At 56.1% G+C, this 16517-nt stretch carries 15 protein-coding genes and 1 tRNA gene; 7 read left to right on the top strand and 9 right to left on the bottom strand.

Annotated elements, in window-relative coordinates; all coding sequences use genetic code 11:
• Positions 1 to 45: 45 nt before the first annotated feature.
• The 3 genes from HRR99_RS07020 (at position 46) to HRR99_RS07010 (ending at position 4229) form a co-directional block, all read left to right on the top strand.
• Complete coding sequence (locus HRR99_RS07020) at positions 46 to 651, top strand: hypothetical protein (protein ID WP_233123250.1); 606 nt, start codon at positions 46 to 48, stop codon at positions 649 to 651.
• A gap of 8 nt (positions 652 to 659) precedes the next feature.
• A complete protein-coding gene (locus HRR99_RS07015) occupies positions 660 to 2519 on the top strand; it encodes an AAA family ATPase (RefSeq protein WP_233123249.1) in 1860 nt (619 codons plus the stop codon).
• Positions 2520 to 2798: 279 nt separating this feature from the next.
• Positions 2799 to 4229: a hypothetical protein gene (locus HRR99_RS07010; RefSeq protein WP_233123248.1), complete on the top strand. Its 1431-nt coding sequence runs from the start codon at positions 2799 to 2801 to the stop codon at positions 4227 to 4229.
• Here the strand turns inward: HRR99_RS07010 and HRR99_RS07005 are convergent.
• A complete protein-coding gene (locus HRR99_RS07005; protein WP_233123247.1) occupies positions 4220 to 4579 on the bottom strand; it encodes a hypothetical protein in 360 nt (119 codons plus the stop codon). The two genes, HRR99_RS07010 and HRR99_RS07005, sit on opposite strands and share 10 nt — an antisense overlap.
• Positions 4580 to 4999: 420 nt before the next feature.
• On the opposite strand from HRR99_RS07005, the gene HRR99_RS07000 reads away from it, so the two are divergent.
• Positions 5000 to 5569, top strand: coding sequence for a nucleotidyltransferase domain-containing protein (locus HRR99_RS07000; RefSeq protein WP_233123246.1), 570 nt, complete (start codon positions 5000 to 5002; stop codon positions 5567 to 5569).
• Positions 5570 to 5799: 230 nt separating this feature from the next.
• Complete coding sequence (locus HRR99_RS06995; RefSeq protein ID WP_233123245.1) at positions 5800 to 6501, top strand: alpha/beta fold hydrolase; 702 nt, start codon at positions 5800 to 5802, stop codon at positions 6499 to 6501.
• Between the two features lie 78 nt (positions 6502 to 6579).
• On the opposite strand, the gene HRR99_RS06990 is transcribed toward HRR99_RS06995, so the two are convergent.
• The 8 genes from HRR99_RS06990 to HRR99_RS06955 all read right to left on the bottom strand — a co-directional run bounded on the left by HRR99_RS06990 (position 6580) and on the right by HRR99_RS06955 (position 15801).
• Entirely contained in the window at positions 6580 to 8361 is a 1782-nt protein-coding gene (locus HRR99_RS06990) for a chloride channel protein (RefSeq protein WP_233123244.1), read from the bottom strand.
• A gap of 28 nt (positions 8362 to 8389) precedes the next feature.
• A complete protein-coding gene (locus tag HRR99_RS06985; protein ID WP_233123243.1) occupies positions 8390 to 9208 on the bottom strand; it encodes an MBL fold metallo-hydrolase in 819 nt (272 codons plus the stop codon).
• A gap of 2 nt (positions 9209 to 9210) precedes the next feature.
• Complete coding sequence (locus tag HRR99_RS06980; protein WP_233123242.1) at positions 9211 to 9993, bottom strand: TatD family hydrolase; 783 nt, start codon at positions 9991 to 9993, stop codon at positions 9211 to 9213.
• 5 nt (positions 9994 to 9998) lie between these two features.
• Positions 9999 to 11549 (bottom strand): methionine--tRNA ligase, encoded by a 1551-nt coding sequence (gene metG, locus HRR99_RS06975; RefSeq protein WP_233123241.1) that lies wholly within the window; start codon positions 11547 to 11549, stop codon positions 9999 to 10001.
• Between the two features lie 98 nt (positions 11550 to 11647).
• The gene (locus HRR99_RS06970) at positions 11648 to 12673 is read right to left on the bottom strand and encodes a DNA polymerase III subunit delta' (RefSeq protein ID WP_233123240.1); all 1026 of its coding nucleotides are present in this window, start codon (positions 12671 to 12673) and stop codon (positions 11648 to 11650) included.
• Positions 12670 to 13332, bottom strand: coding sequence for a dTMP kinase (gene tmk / locus HRR99_RS06965; RefSeq protein WP_233123239.1), 663 nt, complete (start codon positions 13330 to 13332; stop codon positions 12670 to 12672). Before tmk ends, HRR99_RS06970 begins: the two co-directional genes overlap by 4 nt.
• A 116-nt stretch (positions 13333 to 13448) precedes the next feature.
• A complete protein-coding gene (locus HRR99_RS06960) occupies positions 13449 to 14612 on the bottom strand; it encodes a D-alanyl-D-alanine carboxypeptidase family protein (protein WP_233123238.1) in 1164 nt (387 codons plus the stop codon).
• A gap of 136 nt (positions 14613 to 14748) precedes the next feature.
• Positions 14749 to 15801, bottom strand: a complete 1053-nt coding sequence (locus HRR99_RS06955; RefSeq protein ID WP_233123237.1) for a septal ring lytic transglycosylase RlpA family protein — start codon at positions 15799 to 15801, stop codon at positions 14749 to 14751.
• A 265-nt stretch (positions 15802 to 16066) separates the two neighbouring features.
• Here HRR99_RS06955 and HRR99_RS06950 point away from each other — a divergent pair.
• A tRNA-Ser gene (locus HRR99_RS06950) sits at positions 16067 to 16156 on the top strand.
• Between the two features lie 177 nt (positions 16157 to 16333).
• The gene (locus HRR99_RS06945) at positions 16334 to 16516 is read left to right on the top strand and encodes a hypothetical protein (protein WP_111838349.1); all 183 of its coding nucleotides are present in this window, start codon (positions 16334 to 16336) and stop codon (positions 16514 to 16516) included.
• Position 16517 lies beyond the last annotated feature (1 nt).

The raw sequence follows: 16517 nt of genomic DNA, 5'->3' as shown, positions 1-16517 counted from the left end.
AACCGCCGCACACGCGGCTGCTTTCACTCGTTGATGGATGTTGTCATGCGTTCCGAAATAACACCCCCCGAAATTCAGGATACCTCAAATCCTCATCCTCAATTCTTCGCTCCCAAAGCGACGATCAAGTGCGAAGGTGCGCCCGCGTTCCGTAACAAGGAGGCGCGAGATCTGGCTTGCCTTCTCGATGTCGACCCGGATGTAAAGGCCTGGAGGTGCCTCCCGCTCGAACTCTGTCACCATGACCTGATCCACGCTCCCGATTTCCTCGTCACGTACTGCTCGGGTGCGCAGCGTCTCCTGGACGCTGTCGACATGCATCCGATCCCATGGATACAGGCCGCTTCTGAGGAGGAGGGCTTCGAATATGGGGTGATGACGAGAGCGGACCGGGAGGAGGGGGCGCGACTTCGAAACGCCCGCGATCTCTTGAGGTATGGAAACTATCAGTGCCCTCTCGGTGACAGGATCCGAGTAATTGCTACCATCGACGAAGTTGGATCCTTCACCGTTGCCGAGGGGCTATCCCTCTTTCGCGAAATCGCGCCGGTCCCAGGGATGGCAACGCTCATACTCCAACAATTCATCTCTGTAGACCTCGACGAGGCATTGATTGGTCCGGACACCGTTGTCCGGCGTGGAAATCGCTAGGAAACGTCATGAAACCGAATTTTCTCGAAAGGGCTGCGTCGCTGGAGGTGGTCACCTACACTCATGCCATACGGATAGCTCTTCGCAAAGCAGGTGCCTTCAGGCGGAAGGGATTGGCCATCGGGCTTCGTCTTCCAGCGGATGCCAACATCATTGCGTATGCGGACGCGACAAAGTCTGTTCTTGCAGGCATGAACATCTCCGATGCGTACTTCATCGACAGGATTGGTGACTTCTATAGGGATAGCTACAAGTGGAGCGACGCTGTCGAATTCCTCGCCGTGAAAGCGGGAGTAATCCTGCTAATGCCTGCGGATGCTGAGCCACCGGACAATGTCGCCGTCGCTCTCGATGAAGTTGTGGCCGTGGTTTCCATCCGACCCGTACACTTGGTCTCCGCCATCAAGACCGTTCTGGATATGCCTGTGTCTCGAGAGGAGGCATCAGTACTTCTTGAATTCCCGGTCGACCTCATCTTTCAGTCGCTGCGAAAGGGACGTAAGATTGATGACGCTATTGCACGGCTGAAAACGCTTCCGTCTCCGGTCGCGCTGAAGAGCGCCAAAACGGTCGGCCTTGAGGAATTGCCTGGCTACGGGGCCGCCAAAGACTGGGCGACGAACCTTGCGCAGGACATCAATGACTGGCGCTCCGGAAACATCGCCTGGTCAGATGTGGACACCGGGCTGCTGCTCAGTGGCCCTCCGGGTACGGGGAAGACGATGTTCGCCTCGGCGGTGGCACGAATGTGCAACGTCGAATTCGTCGCCGCGTCCTGTGCGCAGTGGCAGGCGGCAGGCCACCTAGGTGATCTACTGAAGGCGATGCGCGCGTCGTTCCGCATTGCGTCCGAAAAGGCACCGTGCATACTGTTCATTGATGAAATAGACGCGGTCGGGGACAGGGCGAAGTTCAGCGGGAGCAATGCCAATTACTGCATTCAGGTGGTCAACGGCTTGCTAGAAGCATTGGACGGTGCCGCCGATCGCGAAGGCGTGGTCGTAATTGCCGCGACAAATCATCCCTCCGAAGTCGACCCGGCTTTGAGGCGGCCCGGACGGCTTGACCGACACATCGTGGTTGATTTGCCTAACTATGATGACCGCAAGCGCATCCTGACACTGCATCTCGGTGTGCAGTTTCCGGCAGATACGCTAAGGACCGCTGCCCTTGCGACGGGAGGATTTTCTGGTGCCGATCTTGCGCAGCTCGCCAAAGACGCTCGTCGAAAGGCTCGGCGGGCAGGGCGGGTTTTAGAACCCGATGATCTGCTAGCTGCCGCGCCGCCGGTGACACCAGTCGATGCTGAAAGCAGGCATGCGAATGCCGTTCATGAGGCTGGGCATGTGATCGTGGGGCTCGATGTCGGGCATGGAGCGATAGCAAACGTGGTCGTCCCTCGATCGATCAATCCGCAGAGCGACAGTTTCGGCCACGTTGCCTGGTATCGTGGAAGAAAGCTTCATCGTGCCGAAGGTTCTTTCAGAGACGAGGTCGCAATGTATCTCGGAGGAATGGCGGCGGAACAGATGGTGTTCGGTGAGACGTTCAGCGGAGTCGGAGGCGGGATGGGGTCCGATTTACAGCGGGCCACGGATATCACCACGAACATGGTTGCTTGCCTTGGCATGGGATCAATCCTGTATCATCCGGCATCGACACCCGACGATCTGTTCGAACTACGGAGAGCAGACCCGGTTTTGAGTAGGCAAGTTGAAGGGATCATGCAGCAGGAACTCGAAAGGGCGCGGCGGATCCTAGAAGGGAGGCGACCTCAGTTTGAGATGCTTGTTCAGGAATTCATAGAGCGGGAGGTTATGACGGGAGAGGATATAGACCACGTCATCAAATCAATGCGGTCTACTTGAGACGAAAATCGGTACGGCGACCATACATTCCATCCTGTCGCGCTAGTGCGCCTAGAACACGACAAGGATCCGCCGCTCACGCCTTGAAAGACTTGGCATCGTCTTTAGTGAACCCATGACCGCGCTGTTCTTTGGAAACCAATTGCCAGATGTTTGATTAACCACGGTCTTTGAAATCCATCCGAAGCTTGCCGTTTACATCGGGTGGTCAACCAAGGATTCACTACGGACACCACATGGAGGATGTCAGATGGTTTGAAATGCGAAGGAGCGAACCCGATGCTGCTGGAAGCGGATATCAAGACGATGCAGGAGACAGTCCACGAGGACACGAACGGCCCATGCTACTTTGCAGAAACACTCGCGAATTTCCGAGCTGGCAGCTACCGATCTTGTGTTCTCATGCTTTCAAATGCCGTTTTCGCGTACGCGGACGAGAAGTTGCGTTTCGCGGCAAAGATCGATCCGCGATATCGCCAGGCCGTAAAGGACGTGGACGACAGAAAGGAAAGCGGCGACGCGTTCGAAGCGCGGTTGCTAAGTTGTTTGCGACCCGTTGGGCTGCTCGAGCAGGAGAAAATTGACTATCTTGACGAACTCCGTGCGGCGAGAAACCGATCTGCGCATCCAGGAGGGAAGAACATCCGGGACTTCGAAGCGGCCCATCTCCTTAAAAAAGGGGTCGAGTTGTTTCTGAGGCAGCGAAATCTCGATCCTATCGTCACTGTCGAGGAAATTGTCAGCCGCCTTCAGAACTCTGATTACTTCGTAGGCACCGATGCCGCCGACCAAGCGATCGTCGCAGCGGAGGTCGCGCTGTTGACGGAGGCCACGCACATTCGGCTGGTAGAGCGGGTTGTCAAACTGTTCGTCACCCACAACTCTGAAACGTGGCGAAACGCCGTGAAGTTTCTCTGTGGGTGCGCCCGGATCAATAAAGCGTCTATTCGCACAGCTATTGCGAAGCGTTTGTTCTGCACGACGTTGACGCTGTCTGCGGATCAACGACGGTGCGCCGATGATGCCGTTCTACAGGTGATCAACATTGAACCACGCTGCGTGGAGATGCTCGAACCAGACGATAGGCTGCGGCTGGATGCAAAGCTCGTGCGCGCACTTGAATCCTCCATTGACGGGATTGGCGGTTCGAGCGGCATTACGCCCTTCCTGGTCAACAGTGTAGAGGCTGGATCCGCTTTGGGAGCATCATTTCCAAGGACAGTGTCGCTCGCGAAACATTCACTTAGCCTAGGTTATGTTCTGCTTTCCAGCGCGGACGTTCCTCCAAGTGTTCGAAAGCTGGTCGTAATGAATCTCGTCTCCGCCGTGGCACGGACTTCTGCGGTGTTGCAGAGCGATCTTTTGACCTTCCTCGACAAAAATTGCGAGTCTCTTCTTGCACTTGTAACCACGGAAGAGGCCTATCGAATTTGGGTTGCAATTGAAAACAGGAGGGTTTCCGGCCCCTTGCACCAGAGAAACATCAGCCGAGTGGGCTCATTCATCGTTGAGCCAACCTCAATGAGATTTCCGGAGGATGAAGCAATACTGGCGCGGATGGAGTCGCGCCTGCGGGAGATAATCCGCGCAGCGTTTGCATCACGTCCAGATGAGATGACGGCCTACGCGCACCGTCAGAAGGCATTGCTGCATTATCCAGACGACATCGGATTCATCTATAGCAGGCCACGACGGCGTGCTCAGGGATAAGGAAGATCATTGCGAAGCGCACTGTCGTATAGTGCGGTAAGTTCGTCCTCGTTCTGGATGTAGTGGCTGGATTGCCTCTCCCATTCAAGCAGATCGAGGTATTCCACAGTAGAGAAACCGAAGATCACCGCGTCCCTTATCGAGAACTTGGTGATGCCCTGATTGGCGAGGGGGGTGACGGAAATATGCATCGTGCCGGATGGACCATGGAGATACGCGAAGCGGGATTGGAACCGGTCGAGGACACCCGAGACAAGTTTCCCATCCTCGTCGACGAACCCTATCACTTGGATGAAGTTGTCGACGGCCATGCGCTCGGCTCTCGTCATTCCTGTGATGTATCCTGTCATTGTAATCTCGCTCTCTTCGGTTCCATTCACAGTTCCGGGCGGCCTCGCAAGGGACAAGGGCAGGGCGCTCCACCCACGCCCCACACTAGGTAATTTCAAAGCGATGGATCGTGTGGAGGCGGCCTCTTGCTCCATGCAACCATGATCGCGAGTTCAGAGTGGCGTGTATTGAAAAGGAAGTCCGGGAGAAACCGTGAAGGATGCCTCGCCTGGAATGGGCGGGGTGGTGTCCGACGACGGTGATGGTGCTTTCTCTTCAAGATCGGGTGTTGAGGGGCAGCCACCCGGTGTTCGTGAATGTACAAAAGCTTGGATACAGAACCGGTTGTAGGAGGCTGGATCCTATCCCGACCCCGGTTGTCAATTTGCACGAAATGATCCATTTTATGGTTCGATCAATCCAGTGAATGGATCGCACCCTTGTCAATTGATTTCATGTTTTCAAAGCGCCAGCAAAAAATACTTCGGGCATTGCTACTTCATCCTCGGCGAGAATTCGGCACGAACGAACTCATAGCAATCGGCGGCCCTGGTGTCGGAGCGGGGAGGAACGTCATCCGTGCTCTAATCAAGGCCGGGGTGGTGGTTGCAGCCAAGCGTAGAAACCAGCTTGTGTACTCGGTCAACACCAATAGTCCGATCTACGAAGAGCTCAGGTCGATCATGCGCAAGACATTCGGAATCGCAAATGTTGTTGCTGACGAACTTGGTCCAATCAGAGAGCGGATCAGCGAAGCTTTCGTCTTCGGATCTGTTGCCCGAGGAACCGAGCGTGCGGATAGCGATGTCGATCTGATGATCATCGGCGACGTGGACCTTTTCGAATTGGCGCCAGCAGTTGCGAAAATGGAGGCGATCTTCGAGCGTAGCGTTGATCTTAATCTCTATTGGCCAGATGAGTGGCAGAGTCTATCAAGCGACAGAGTTGTCCGTGCGTTATTGAAGACAGAGAGGATACAGATCATCAGCAAGCCGATTTTGGCAAACTAGGGTGCGCCTCGGCAAGGTGTGGGTGCGCATAACACAGTGCGTCGAGAGGCGAGACTGTCGCATCTCTAACTGGCCCAACTGTCGCATTACTATATAGCCGTTACACATAAAGATTGCATAACATATATTATGGAACTTTTTGATACGATGCGTTTGCCGGAACTTGAGGTTTATCACAACGCTCGACATCGTTGCCACTCTTTGCAAGATTGCTCTCGCGGCAAAGGCTCATGAGCGATAATGATATGAAAATCTTCATTCTACCAGGACTGGATGGGACTGGGCTTCTTCTTACGGAGCTAGAGAGTATTCTCGCAAAAGAGAACGCGGTTTCGGTTATTCGGTATCCCACAGATTGCTATCGATATGATGATCTTCTGTGTTGGGTGAAAGACAAACTTCCGAGTGATGATTTCATTGTGGTAGCGGAATCCTTTGCTGGGCCACTTGCGATTATGTTGGCGTCGCAAAGGCCTGTGGGTTTGAGAGGCATCGTCTTCGTTGCGACATTTGCGCGATCGCCTCTACATTTGCCTTCGTTTCTGCCCCACTTGGTGAGAATAATACCGTTCAAATCACCATTCCTGGCTTGGTTGATACAGCCGCTCCTAATGGGTCGATGGTCGAGCAAGATGTTCACGGAAAGGTTTCAGAACGCTGTGAATCTCGTACCTGCAAGAACCTTTTCCGGTCGGTTGAGAGAGGTTCTGAAGGTAGACATGCGTGACCAATTGAAAGAATTGTCTCTGCCATTTATCTATCTTCGCGCCACGCAGGATCGGTTGGTGCCCGCAAGAATGTCGCAAGATTTTGAACTGGTCTCCGAGACGATTTCAACGATTGATGGACCGCACTTTCTTCTTCAGTCTCGAGCGTCAGACGCAGCTCGGTTTATCCTGAAATTTGCAGCCCTTTTAAGTGGAACAAGGTAGCGCCGAGGAATAAGCCGGGTGTCTCAAGCCATCTAGCGTTGCCGGTTTGAATTCATAGAGAGAAGACCTCCTTCAAAATCATATTTCCCCAGAAGCCTCCCGACGTCTGATGTCGAGTTCTTCGCTGTACCTTCGGAGCGTGTGGCTTTCGGTTAGCAGGCCGATGGGTCTGTTCTCTATCTTGTCGTTGACGACAGCGAGCACTTCGCTTTCCGTGGTGTCGAACAAGGCCGCGGCCTGGCGGGCGTTCATGGTTGGCAAAAGTACGTCGCTCTTGTAGCGTAGATAGGTTTCGAGGCTGATCGTTTTGGAATCCCGCTCCATGGGGTCGGCGTAGATTTCCGGTACGAGGATGATGCCGGCGTAGCGTCCGTCGTCGTGCGTCATGATGACGCGCTGGGTCGAGCCGAGTGGAAACTTTTCCTTGAAGGCTGGCAGGCCGATGCTGACGGTTTCTTTTCTGATATCGGCGCGCATCATTTTTCCGACGGTCAGGTCGCGAATCCAGCCGATGTCGTGGGCGCTGCGTATGCTTTCGCCGCGCAAATGGAAGCGCCATGTGGCGAAGGAATATCCGAAGGTCGTGCGCACCACCAGCGAAGTCGTCATGACCGCTGCGAGCACCAAAACGGTGATCTGGAAGTCGCCCGTCAGTTCCAGCGCCAGAAACGTCATGGTCAAGGGTCCGCCGATGATTGCGGCTGCGAAGGCACTCATGCCGATGACGGCGTAGACGATGGGCTGGGTATCGCCGTAACCGATATAGGGCGCAAAAATCGCAAAAATTTTGCCCAACAGCGAGCCCATGAACAAGGATGCAAAAAATAGGCCGCCGCGAAAGTTAGAGCCAATTGAAATGGCACTGGCAGCGGCTTTCAGAACAAACAATCCGCTCAATGCCCAGACCGTCATGGCCGCATCGAGGTTTAGATGCAGCGCGCCGTGGCCGCTGGACAAAACCTGCGGCGAAATCAGTGCCAGTGCGCCGACGGCAATGCCGCCCAGCGCTGGCCTGAGCCAGATCGGGATTCGGCTTTTCCGGGCTGTTTCCTCGATGAAAGACACAGTCTGCATGAGAATGATGCCGATGCCAGCGCAGACCGCGCCCAGAAATATCGCGGGAATATAATCGGGTGGCGTCACGGCGCTGTGGCCGACGATGTCGATGCTGAGGCCATGCTGGGACAACAGGCCAGCTACGATGGTCGCGACCAGCGCTGAAACGATCAAGGGCGCGAGCGTGACGATGGTGTATGTGCCGATGATGAGCTCTATGGCATAGAACGCGCCTGTCAGCGGCGCATTGAAGGCCGCAGCGATGGCACCTGCCGCGCCGCAGCCGACCAGGATACGCATGTCGCCTCGCCTCAGCTTCAGATTGACGCCGAGCTTCGATGCGACGCCACTGGCGACCTGTGTGTAACCGGCCTCAAGCCCCACGGATGCGCCAAATCCGTTGGAAACGATGTTCTGCAAGCAGACGATAACGCTATCGGTCAAAGACAGGCGACCGCCATGCAAGGCGTTTGCCTCGATGGGGTCGATCATCGGTTTCTTGCGGGTTTTCGAGATAATGAAAATGATGGTGCCGAGAATGATACCGCCGGCCAGCGGCCCGAGAAGCACGATCCAGCCGGACAGGTCGCTGCTGCTCAATCGCTCTACGCCAAAGACGAGCGTGTGGAGAAAGGTCGTGATTGCGCCGATGAGGACGACGAAAAGACCCGCCGCCGCGCCCACAAACAAAGCCAGTATGACCAACGCGACTTCGCCGCGCCGGAAAACCGCGCGCAGGCGGCTTGAGCGGAGATTATCGAAGAAGCTTGCCATAGTGGGTGCACGGAAAGGCTTGGTCGACATCGTTTTTCCTTGGCAGTCCGAGATCAGGTCAAATCAGGTCGATCTCGAAGCGCATCTGGTCGTAACCCGGCTCTACGTGGTCGGGCGTTTCCCGCATGACTGTGTCATAATCTAGCGGCGTGTGCATGTGGGTTAGTATGGCGCGCTTGGCTCGAAGCTTCGCAATCCAATCCAGCGACTGTTCAAGCGACAGATGGCTGGGATGAAAGCGGTACTGCAACGTATCGATCACCAGCACGGCGATATCCATCAGCTTTTCCACGGACTCGGGCGGAAAGTCGCTGACATCGGTGCAATAGGCGACATCGCCGATGCGAAAACCCAGCGAGTGCGTGTCGCCGTGCTGCTGCATGTGTGGCTTGAAACTGATAGTGCCGCCTGCCCCGGCAACCTCGAATTCCGTGTCCATGTCGTGGATGATATGCGGCTCGACGATGGGTGGATAGTTGCTGCCCGGCGGTGTTTCCAGACAATAGGGAAATCCATCGCGAATGCGCTGCATCGTCGCCGGGTCGGCGTGGATGGGAATCCGTTTGCGGCTGGAAATGAAATATCCACGCAGGTCATCGATGCCATGGAGGTGGTCGGCATGGGAGTGGGTGTAGATCACAGCGTCTAAATGTTCGACCCTCGCGGCAATCAGCTGCGCACGAAGATCCGGCCCGGTATCGATCACCACGGTCGTCATGCCACCATCGGGAGCAAATTGCTGGACCATGAAGGCCGCGCGAGTGCGCATATTTCTGGGATTTTCAGGATCACAAGCGCCCCAGTCACCATTGATACGCGGCACGCCCGGCGACGAGCCGCAACCCAGTATCGTGAAGCGACGCCGATAGCCTGCCAAACCTACACCTTCGTCATCTTGGAAAAGCAGCGGAAAGCATTTTCCGTGGTGATGTCAGCCATCTGCTCATAGGAGATGCCATGCACCTCGGCCAATACCTCGGCCGTGTTGACGACGTAGGATGGCTCATTGCGTTTGCCGCGCCAGCGCTTGGGCGCAAGATAGGGCGCATCTGTTTCCACCAGCAGCCGGTCCAGCGGAACGGTCGCTGCGATATCTCTGATGTCCTGCGATTTTGGGAAGGTCAGAATGCCTGAGAAGGAGACGTAGCCGCCAAGCTCCACACCGGCATTCGCCAGTTCCTGACCAGCTGAAAAGCAGTGCAGAATGAACGGAAAAGCACCCTTCCCGCTTTCTTCGCGCAAAATCGCGATCATGTCGTCATCGGCGCTGCGGCTATGGATGACGAGAGGCAGCTTCGTAATACGCGCAGCTCCGATGTGGCGTCGCAGACCGGTTTTCTGATCTTCAGGCTTTTGCGTATCGTAGAAATAATCCAGACCCGCCTCGCCTATGGCAACGATCTTATCGTGGCTGTTGGCCAGCCGCACCAGATCGTCGGCCATGATGTCGAGTTCTTCGTCGGCATTGTTGGGATGCGTGCCGACCGAACAAAAGACTGAGGGATATTTTTCCGCAATCTTCAGCAGTTCCGGCAGACGCGCGACGCGGGTGGAGATCGTCACCATCTGGCTGACGCCGGATGTATGAGCGCGCGCGATGATATCGTCGCGCTCTGCATCGAAATCGGCAAAATCCAGATGGCAATGGGTATCGATCAGCATCGGCTTCAAGCCTCTGGCGCCACATAACGCGGGAAGATCGGCTTCGGCGCTTCGAGCGGCGTACCGGGAACGAGACGACCGCCCTCACCCAAGGCTGCGAAATCACGTTTGTCCGCAGGTGCGGCAACGAGATCGAGAAGCTTTTCGCAAGAACCTGGCATGAACGGCTGAAGAAGAATGCCGATCTGGCGAACCACTTCTGCCGTCACATAGAGAACCGTGCCCATGCGCTCCGGGTCAGTCTTTTTCAACGCCCAAGGTTCCTGTCCCGCAAAGTAGCGGTCAGTTTCAGAAACGACAGCGATGATCGCGGCAAGCGCCTTGTGGATCATCTGCTTGCCCATCTCGTCGCGGCATGTCGCATGCAGCGCATCGGCGGCGGCGAGCATCGCCTTGTCTTCTTCGGTAAAGGCACCGGGTGTCGGAATCTGACCATCGCAATTCTTGACGATCATGGATAGCGAGCGGCTGGCAAGGTTACCGATGCCATTTGCCAGATCGGCATTGATGCGGGTGGCGATTCCGTCTTCGCTGTAGCTTCCATCCTGTCCGAAGGAGACTTCGCGCAGGAAGAAGTAACGCACCTGATCCAGCCCGAAATGGTTCACCAGATCGACGGGATCGACCACGTTGCCGACAGACTTCGACATTTTCTCGCCCTTGTTGAGCAGGAAGCCGTGGGCGTAAACGCGCTTGGGCAGTGGCAAGCCAGCGCTCATCAGGAAGGCAGGCCAGTACACCGCGTGGAAGCGAATGATGTCCTTTCCGATGATGTGCACGTCGGCAGGCCAGTATTTGGCGCGCGGGCCATCCTTGTCTTCGATGTAGCCGGTCGCGGTGATGTAGTTGGTGAGGGCATCCACCCACACATACATGACGTGCTTCGGATCATTGGGGACCTTGATCCCCCAATCGAACGTCGTGCGCGAGACTGAGAGGTCTTTCAGACCGGACTTAACGAAGGAGATGACTTCGTTGCGGCGCTCGGCTGGACCGATGAAATCAGGGTTCTCTTCGTAGAGCTTCAGCAGTTTGTCCTGATATTCGGACAGTTTGAAGAAATAGCTTTCCTCTTCGACCCATTCGACCGGTGAGCCCTGCGGGCCGTACCGGACGCCATCGGTACGCACCTCTGTCTCGTCCTCGGCATAATAGGCCTCGTCACGCACGGAGTACCAGCCGGCATAGCTGTCCTTATAGATGTCGCCGTTATCGGCCATCAGGTTCCAGATGTTGCGCGACGTCTCGTGGTGACGTTCTTCCGTGGTGCGGATGAAATCGTCATTGGAGGCGTTGAGCAGCTTGCCCATGGCGCGGAACTGGTCGGAGTTGCGCTGCGCCAGTTCTTCCGGCGTGATGCCTTCGGCGCGCGCTGTCTGTTGCATCTTCTGGCCGTGTTCGTCCGTGCCGGTCAGAAAGAAGACGTCCTTACCATCCAGACGCTGAAAACGCGCCATGGCATCCGTTGCGATCAGCTCGTAGGCATGGCCGATATGCGGCTTGCCGTTGGGATAGGAAATCGCTGTTGTGATGTAGAAAGGTGTCTTGTCTGTCATGACGCTCGATCGGCTTTACGGTCTGTTTTTGAGATAGACCGCTCTTAGCCTATTGTTCGCGCAAGCGAAAGCAAAAGCCGTACAAAATTGACGGACTGTCAAACGGCGCGCATGTCTTCCAGAATGGAAAGCACCATCTGCTTCTTGTCCAGATTATAGGCCTGCGCGATGGTAATGCGTTCTGAAAGCGATGATGACAGGCGCGCATGACGCTCGGCGGCACTGATATCGCCTGCCATGGCCGCAGCCCTTGCTCTGTCCATCAGAGTTTCGGTTGCATGCTCCATGAAGAAGCCGAGAACGATGTCGCCGTCCTTCTGGGCCAGCACGTCGGCAAGTTTGTGCATCTGTTTTCGCGCAGAAGGACCGCTCGCCGCCATGACGTCGCTGAACACATCCACGATGTCGGAGCCGCCGTAGTTCAGAAGCTTCAGCGCTTGCGAAACGCTGCCCTTGGACGCGGCCAGAAGCGATGTCCGCTTGTCATCAGACATGGTCAGGCCGAGATTTTGCAGGGCCCGCTCCATATCGCCATTGCCCAGCGGTAGGAGACGCAAGGGCATGCAGCGTGAGCGGATGGTGGGCAGAAGTTTGCCAGGCGCATGCGAAAGAACCAGAAACAGCGCCCGTTTCGGTGGCTCTTCAAGAATTTTCAGGATTGCATTCGCGGCATTGCGGTTCAGGTCGTCTGCCGGGTCGATGATGACGATACGCCAGTTGCCGGTACCGGAGGTCTGGGAGAAGAAGTGCCCTGCCCTTCGAACCTCATCCACCGTAATAGCCGACTTCACCTTTCCGGTTTTCTCATCGACCGGTCGTGTCAAATGCAGCAGATTATGCGATGCGCCAGACGCAATCTGATGGCTGACCTGAGATTCCGGGTCAGGGTCGGCTAGATTTTCCGGCGCCAGCGCGGGCTCCGGGTAAGACAACACGTGGTGGGCAAAGCGGAACGCAAGCGTCGCCTTGCCAATGCCTTCCGGCCCCTCGATCAGGATGGCATGGTGACCCTTACCCGAGCGATAGGATTGCGCCAGGAACTGCGCTGCCTCGTCATGACCGAATAATTTCGGGTTTTCCTGCGGCGGAATGGCTCCGTCCAGAACGCCGTGAACCTCGCTCATTCCGCAATTTCCGTGACGTTCGCCAGCAGCGGTTCTACCAGTAACAACACGTCTTCGGTTACCTTTTCAGGTGGCTGATCTGCGTTGACGATGCGACACCGCCGCGGCTCGTTCAGGGCGATATCGAGATAGGCCTCGCGCCGCTTCTCGTGCGTTTCCAGCTCTTCCTTCTCGAACCTGTCAGGCGTCGCGCCCTCGTCTGCCCGCTTACGCGCCCGTGCAAGACCGGAGGCGGCAGGGATATCGAAAATAAGCGTCAGATCCGGCATCGTGCCGTCGATTGCAATGCGCTGCAGGGTCTCGATGAATTCCGGCTCCAGATTGCCTGTCGTACCCTGATAAACCCGGGAGGAATCCAGAAAGCGGTCGCACAGAACAACGGAGCCCTTGTTCAGTGCTGGTCTGATCACCTCTTCCACATGGTCGTTGCGCGCGGCGGCAAACAGCATGGCCTCCATGCGCACGCCAAAAGGTTCGGCGGCACCCGAAAGAAGCACATGACGCACGGCTTCCGCACCCGGAGAACCGCCCGGCTCGCGGGTCACGACGACTTCAAGTCCGCGCTTGCGCAAGGTCTCGGCAAGAAGGGTAATCTGCGTGGATTTTCCAGCGCCCTCGCCGCCTTCGAAGCTGATGAACAATCCAGTGTTTTCGGACAATGTAACTTCCTGACTTCCGCAATAGGTCGGCCTGTGTGTAACCCATATCAGCAGATTGGGAAACTATCGACGTGAAAGCACGTCTCGGAAAACCGCAGCCAAACCGTGCGATGTTGCTATAACCAGAAGAACAACAGTTCTTTCAGTGCGCCTGTCGCATTCTGCGTCAACGTTCCCGTGTCTACAGCGGCCTTGGTGTAAAGCGGCACCTCACGCAGCAGTTTTTCGCCGGAGAAAATCCGCAGCGTTGCCGCATTGAAATTGGCCTCCAACGGGGCATTAAGCGGCCATTTATAGACGATGCGGCCAGAAAGCCGGTCGGGATTGTTGATCGGCACGAGAATGCTGACCTGCTCGTGCACCGCCAGATCGACAGCCGAAACAGAGCCGCCGTAGACGCTGATATTGCCAACGGTCTCATCCTTCTGGAACAGGCTGCGCTTTTCGAACGCTGTCAGTCCCCACTCCACCACGCGACGCGCTTCTTCCTGCCGGGTCTTGTCATCCGCTATCCCCGCGAGAGTGAGATAAATGCGGCGTCCATCACGCTCAGCCGAAACGACAGCTGAAAAGCCGTGGCCCTCGGCATAACCCAATCCCAACCCGTCGATTCCGTTACCGATCAGCGAATTCTTGTTGCGCTGGAAAATGCGGTTCCACTCAAAATCCGGCTTGCTGAACAGGCCGTAGCGATCCCCCGACGTGTCGTGAATGTGCTTTGCCAGCAAAACCATGTCTTTCGCCGTGGTGCTGCTGACTTGGTCGGGCAAACCAGTCGAGTTTGCAAAGGCGCTGGCTGTCATGCCGAGCGTCTTTGCCCGCTCGGTCATCCGCTTTGCGAAAGCCGGATCGGACCCCGCCATACCTTCGGCGACGATAAGGCAGCCGTCATTGGCGTTCTGCACGATAATTCCGGTCAGAAGATCATTGATCGGAACGGAGGATTTCAGTGCCGCAAACATCGTGGATGTCCGCGATGGTGCGCCCCCGGTGCGCCAGGCATATTCAGAAACGGGATAGGCCGTCTCGGCACTCACCTGCCCCTGTGTCAACGCGTCCATCACCACTTCGACGGTCATCAGTTTGGCAAGTGATGCGGGTGGAAACGGCTTGTTTTCATCTATGGCAAGCAGAACCGTGCCGGTCTCGGCATCGACCATATAGGCCTGCTGCGCCTTGACCGTGATGGTTGCTTGGGCCGAGGCAATGCCTGCGCCAGCGTGGATACAGACCGCAGCAATCAGAAGTGGGCGAAAATGTCGGAAAATAAGTGTGCGCATAACGTCTCAGCCCGCCAGTCTGTGTCTTTCAGCAAGCGCAACGACTTGCAGCATCTTCAGGCAATTTTCCTGAAAACACTTTCTGAATCGTTCCGCAGTCGAAGATGGGTTCGAGGCAGGCAGGAGGGGCAAAGAATCAGCGTGCCTTGCCCTGCTTGTTTTTCACGAAGCTCAGAATGGACGCTTCGGTCAGTTGCCCGCGATTGACGAGAACCTTGTCGAAGGCGCTCGCGGCCTTTGAAACAGGTGCGGCTTCTTCGGAATAGGCTGAAGCGAAACGGCCTGCTGGCGTCGGCGCACGAAGGAAATTGCCTTCCGGGCGCTCACTGAGGAACGGGCCGATCTCAGGGAGAATCACGAATTGCTCGGAGCCCTGGCTCATGACAGGTGCCGGGCCATTGACCAGTGGCATGGCCTGTAGCGCCTGATTTTTCTTCGTACCAACCATCGCCATCTGCGCAGAGCCGCCATAGGCAGGGCTGGACGGAATTGGAATATTGGTTGCCGAAGCGGATGCGACCATCACGCCCGTCGCAATCTGTCCCTCGGGATTGATGCCCGGACCACGCGAACCCTTCGGCGAATAGGACGCCATCAGATACGGCATATCATGGCCATCAAGCGGTGCGCGACCGACATATTGGACGCGGACGTTTGCCGTGCCGGTGGCCTTCATATCCAGTAGATCGGCTGTCTTGCTGGACACGTCGATCAAGCGACCCTCGTGGAACGGGCCGCGATCGTTGACGCGGACGATGACGGAGGAGCCGTTGTTCAGGTTGGTAACGCGGGCATAGCTGGGCAAAGGGAAAGTCGGGTGCGCCGCAGACAGGTGTTCCTTGTCGTAGGCTTCACCATTGGCCGTGAGACGACCGTGGAATGCGGAGCCGTACCAGGACGCAAGGCCCGACTTGTCGTAATTCTGTTCTTCCTTCGGGAAATAGCGGCGACCCTTGACGGTATAGGCATTACCGACGAGGAAACGCCCGCCGCCCTTTGGAATATTGGCGCCATCGGCAACACGCGGGCTGGCCTTGACGCCATACTCGGATTCGGAAAAATATTCCTTGCTCCGCTTAGGCTTGGTTTCGGTCTTCGACGTTGTCGAACAGGATGCTGTCGCTGCGCATAGAACGGCAATGCCGAGCCACTTCGCGCTCACACCGACTTTCGTTACCGTAGATTTCAAATCCGTGCCCCGTGCTGCTTTGAGCCGTCTTTACGACAACCCCTCTCATGCCTCGATGATCATGCCCCTGACATCGAAGCACCTAACAGCCGCTTAATCTTGCTCGCAACATGGCGAAATTGCGAACGGGTAATGCGATTTAGATAAAATTGTAACCAACGTGGTTACCGCTTTATTAATCGCACCACCTCTTCCACGACGCCGAAAAGCCCATAACGACGGATTGACGCAGTAGAGCAAACCGTTATAAAGCCACGCATAACACGGATGGGTGTCCGAGTGGTTTAAGGAACCGGTCTTGAAAACCGGCGTGCGTGAGAGCGTACCGTGGGTTCGAATCCCACCCCATCTGCCAGGATTTTCCATTGCCGATTGTGGCGATACGCATCCTGCATTCCCAGTTATTCTTCTGTTTTTTCAGCCTATACAACGCTTGCGCGCTTATGCTTGCAAATTGTTATCGTGAATCATTGGCGGCTTTTATCGCAGCATTTATAAGAGCCGGAATTGACGATTCTCAAAGGGCTTTAAGATGTGGATTGAAGTGACAGCGGCGGGCAATAATCAGAAGTTTGCCATCAATTTCGACCACGTCACCCAGATTTCACCGCTGGCGCAAGGCACACTTATTCTGCGTGCTGGAAATGAGCGCGTGCAGGTCATGGAGAGCTACGATTACATCGTCGCCCGCCTCCACGCTGCGGCATCCAAGTAGG

The organism is Agrobacterium vaccinii, from assembly GCF_021310995.1.
GTDB lineage: Bacteria > Pseudomonadota > Alphaproteobacteria > Rhizobiales > Rhizobiaceae > Agrobacterium > Agrobacterium vaccinii.
This window is presented reverse-complemented; position numbering and strand designations above follow the sequence as displayed.

What these genes read in the sequence shown, in the direction of transcription:
- HRR99_RS07005 (WP_233123247.1), bottom strand. Translation starts at nt 4,579, where the DNA reads ATGACAGGATACATCACAGGAATGACGAGAGCCGAGCGCATGGCCGTC.
- HRR99_RS06990 (WP_233123244.1), bottom strand. Translation starts at nt 8,361, where the DNA reads ATGTCGACCAAGCCTTTCCGTGCACCCACTATGGCAAGCTTCTTCGAT.
- HRR99_RS06945 (WP_111838349.1), top strand. Translation starts at nt 16,334, where the DNA reads ATGTGGATTGAAGTGACAGCGGCGGGCAATAATCAGAAGTTTGCCATC.
- HRR99_RS06960 (WP_233123238.1), bottom strand. Translation starts at nt 14,612, where the DNA reads ATGCGCACACTTATTTTCCGACATTTTCGCCCACTTCTGATTGCTGCG.
- metG (WP_233123241.1), bottom strand. Translation starts at nt 11,549, where the DNA reads ATGACAGACAAGACACCTTTCTACATCACAACAGCGATTTCCTATCCC.
- HRR99_RS07010 (WP_233123248.1), top strand. Translation starts at nt 2,799, where the DNA reads ATGCTGCTGGAAGCGGATATCAAGACGATGCAGGAGACAGTCCACGAG.
- HRR99_RS07015 (WP_233123249.1), top strand. Translation starts at nt 660, where the DNA reads ATGAAACCGAATTTTCTCGAAAGGGCTGCGTCGCTGGAGGTGGTCACC.
- HRR99_RS06970 (WP_233123240.1), bottom strand. Translation starts at nt 12,673, where the DNA reads ATGAGCGAGGTTCACGGCGTTCTGGACGGAGCCATTCCGCCGCAGGAA.
- HRR99_RS07020 (WP_233123250.1), top strand. Translation starts at nt 46, where the DNA reads ATGCGTTCCGAAATAACACCCCCCGAAATTCAGGATACCTCAAATCCT.
- HRR99_RS06980 (WP_233123242.1), bottom strand. Translation starts at nt 9,993, where the DNA reads ATGCTGATCGATACCCATTGCCATCTGGATTTTGCCGATTTCGATGCA.
- HRR99_RS06995 (WP_233123245.1), top strand. Translation starts at nt 5,800, where the DNA reads ATGAGCGATAATGATATGAAAATCTTCATTCTACCAGGACTGGATGGG.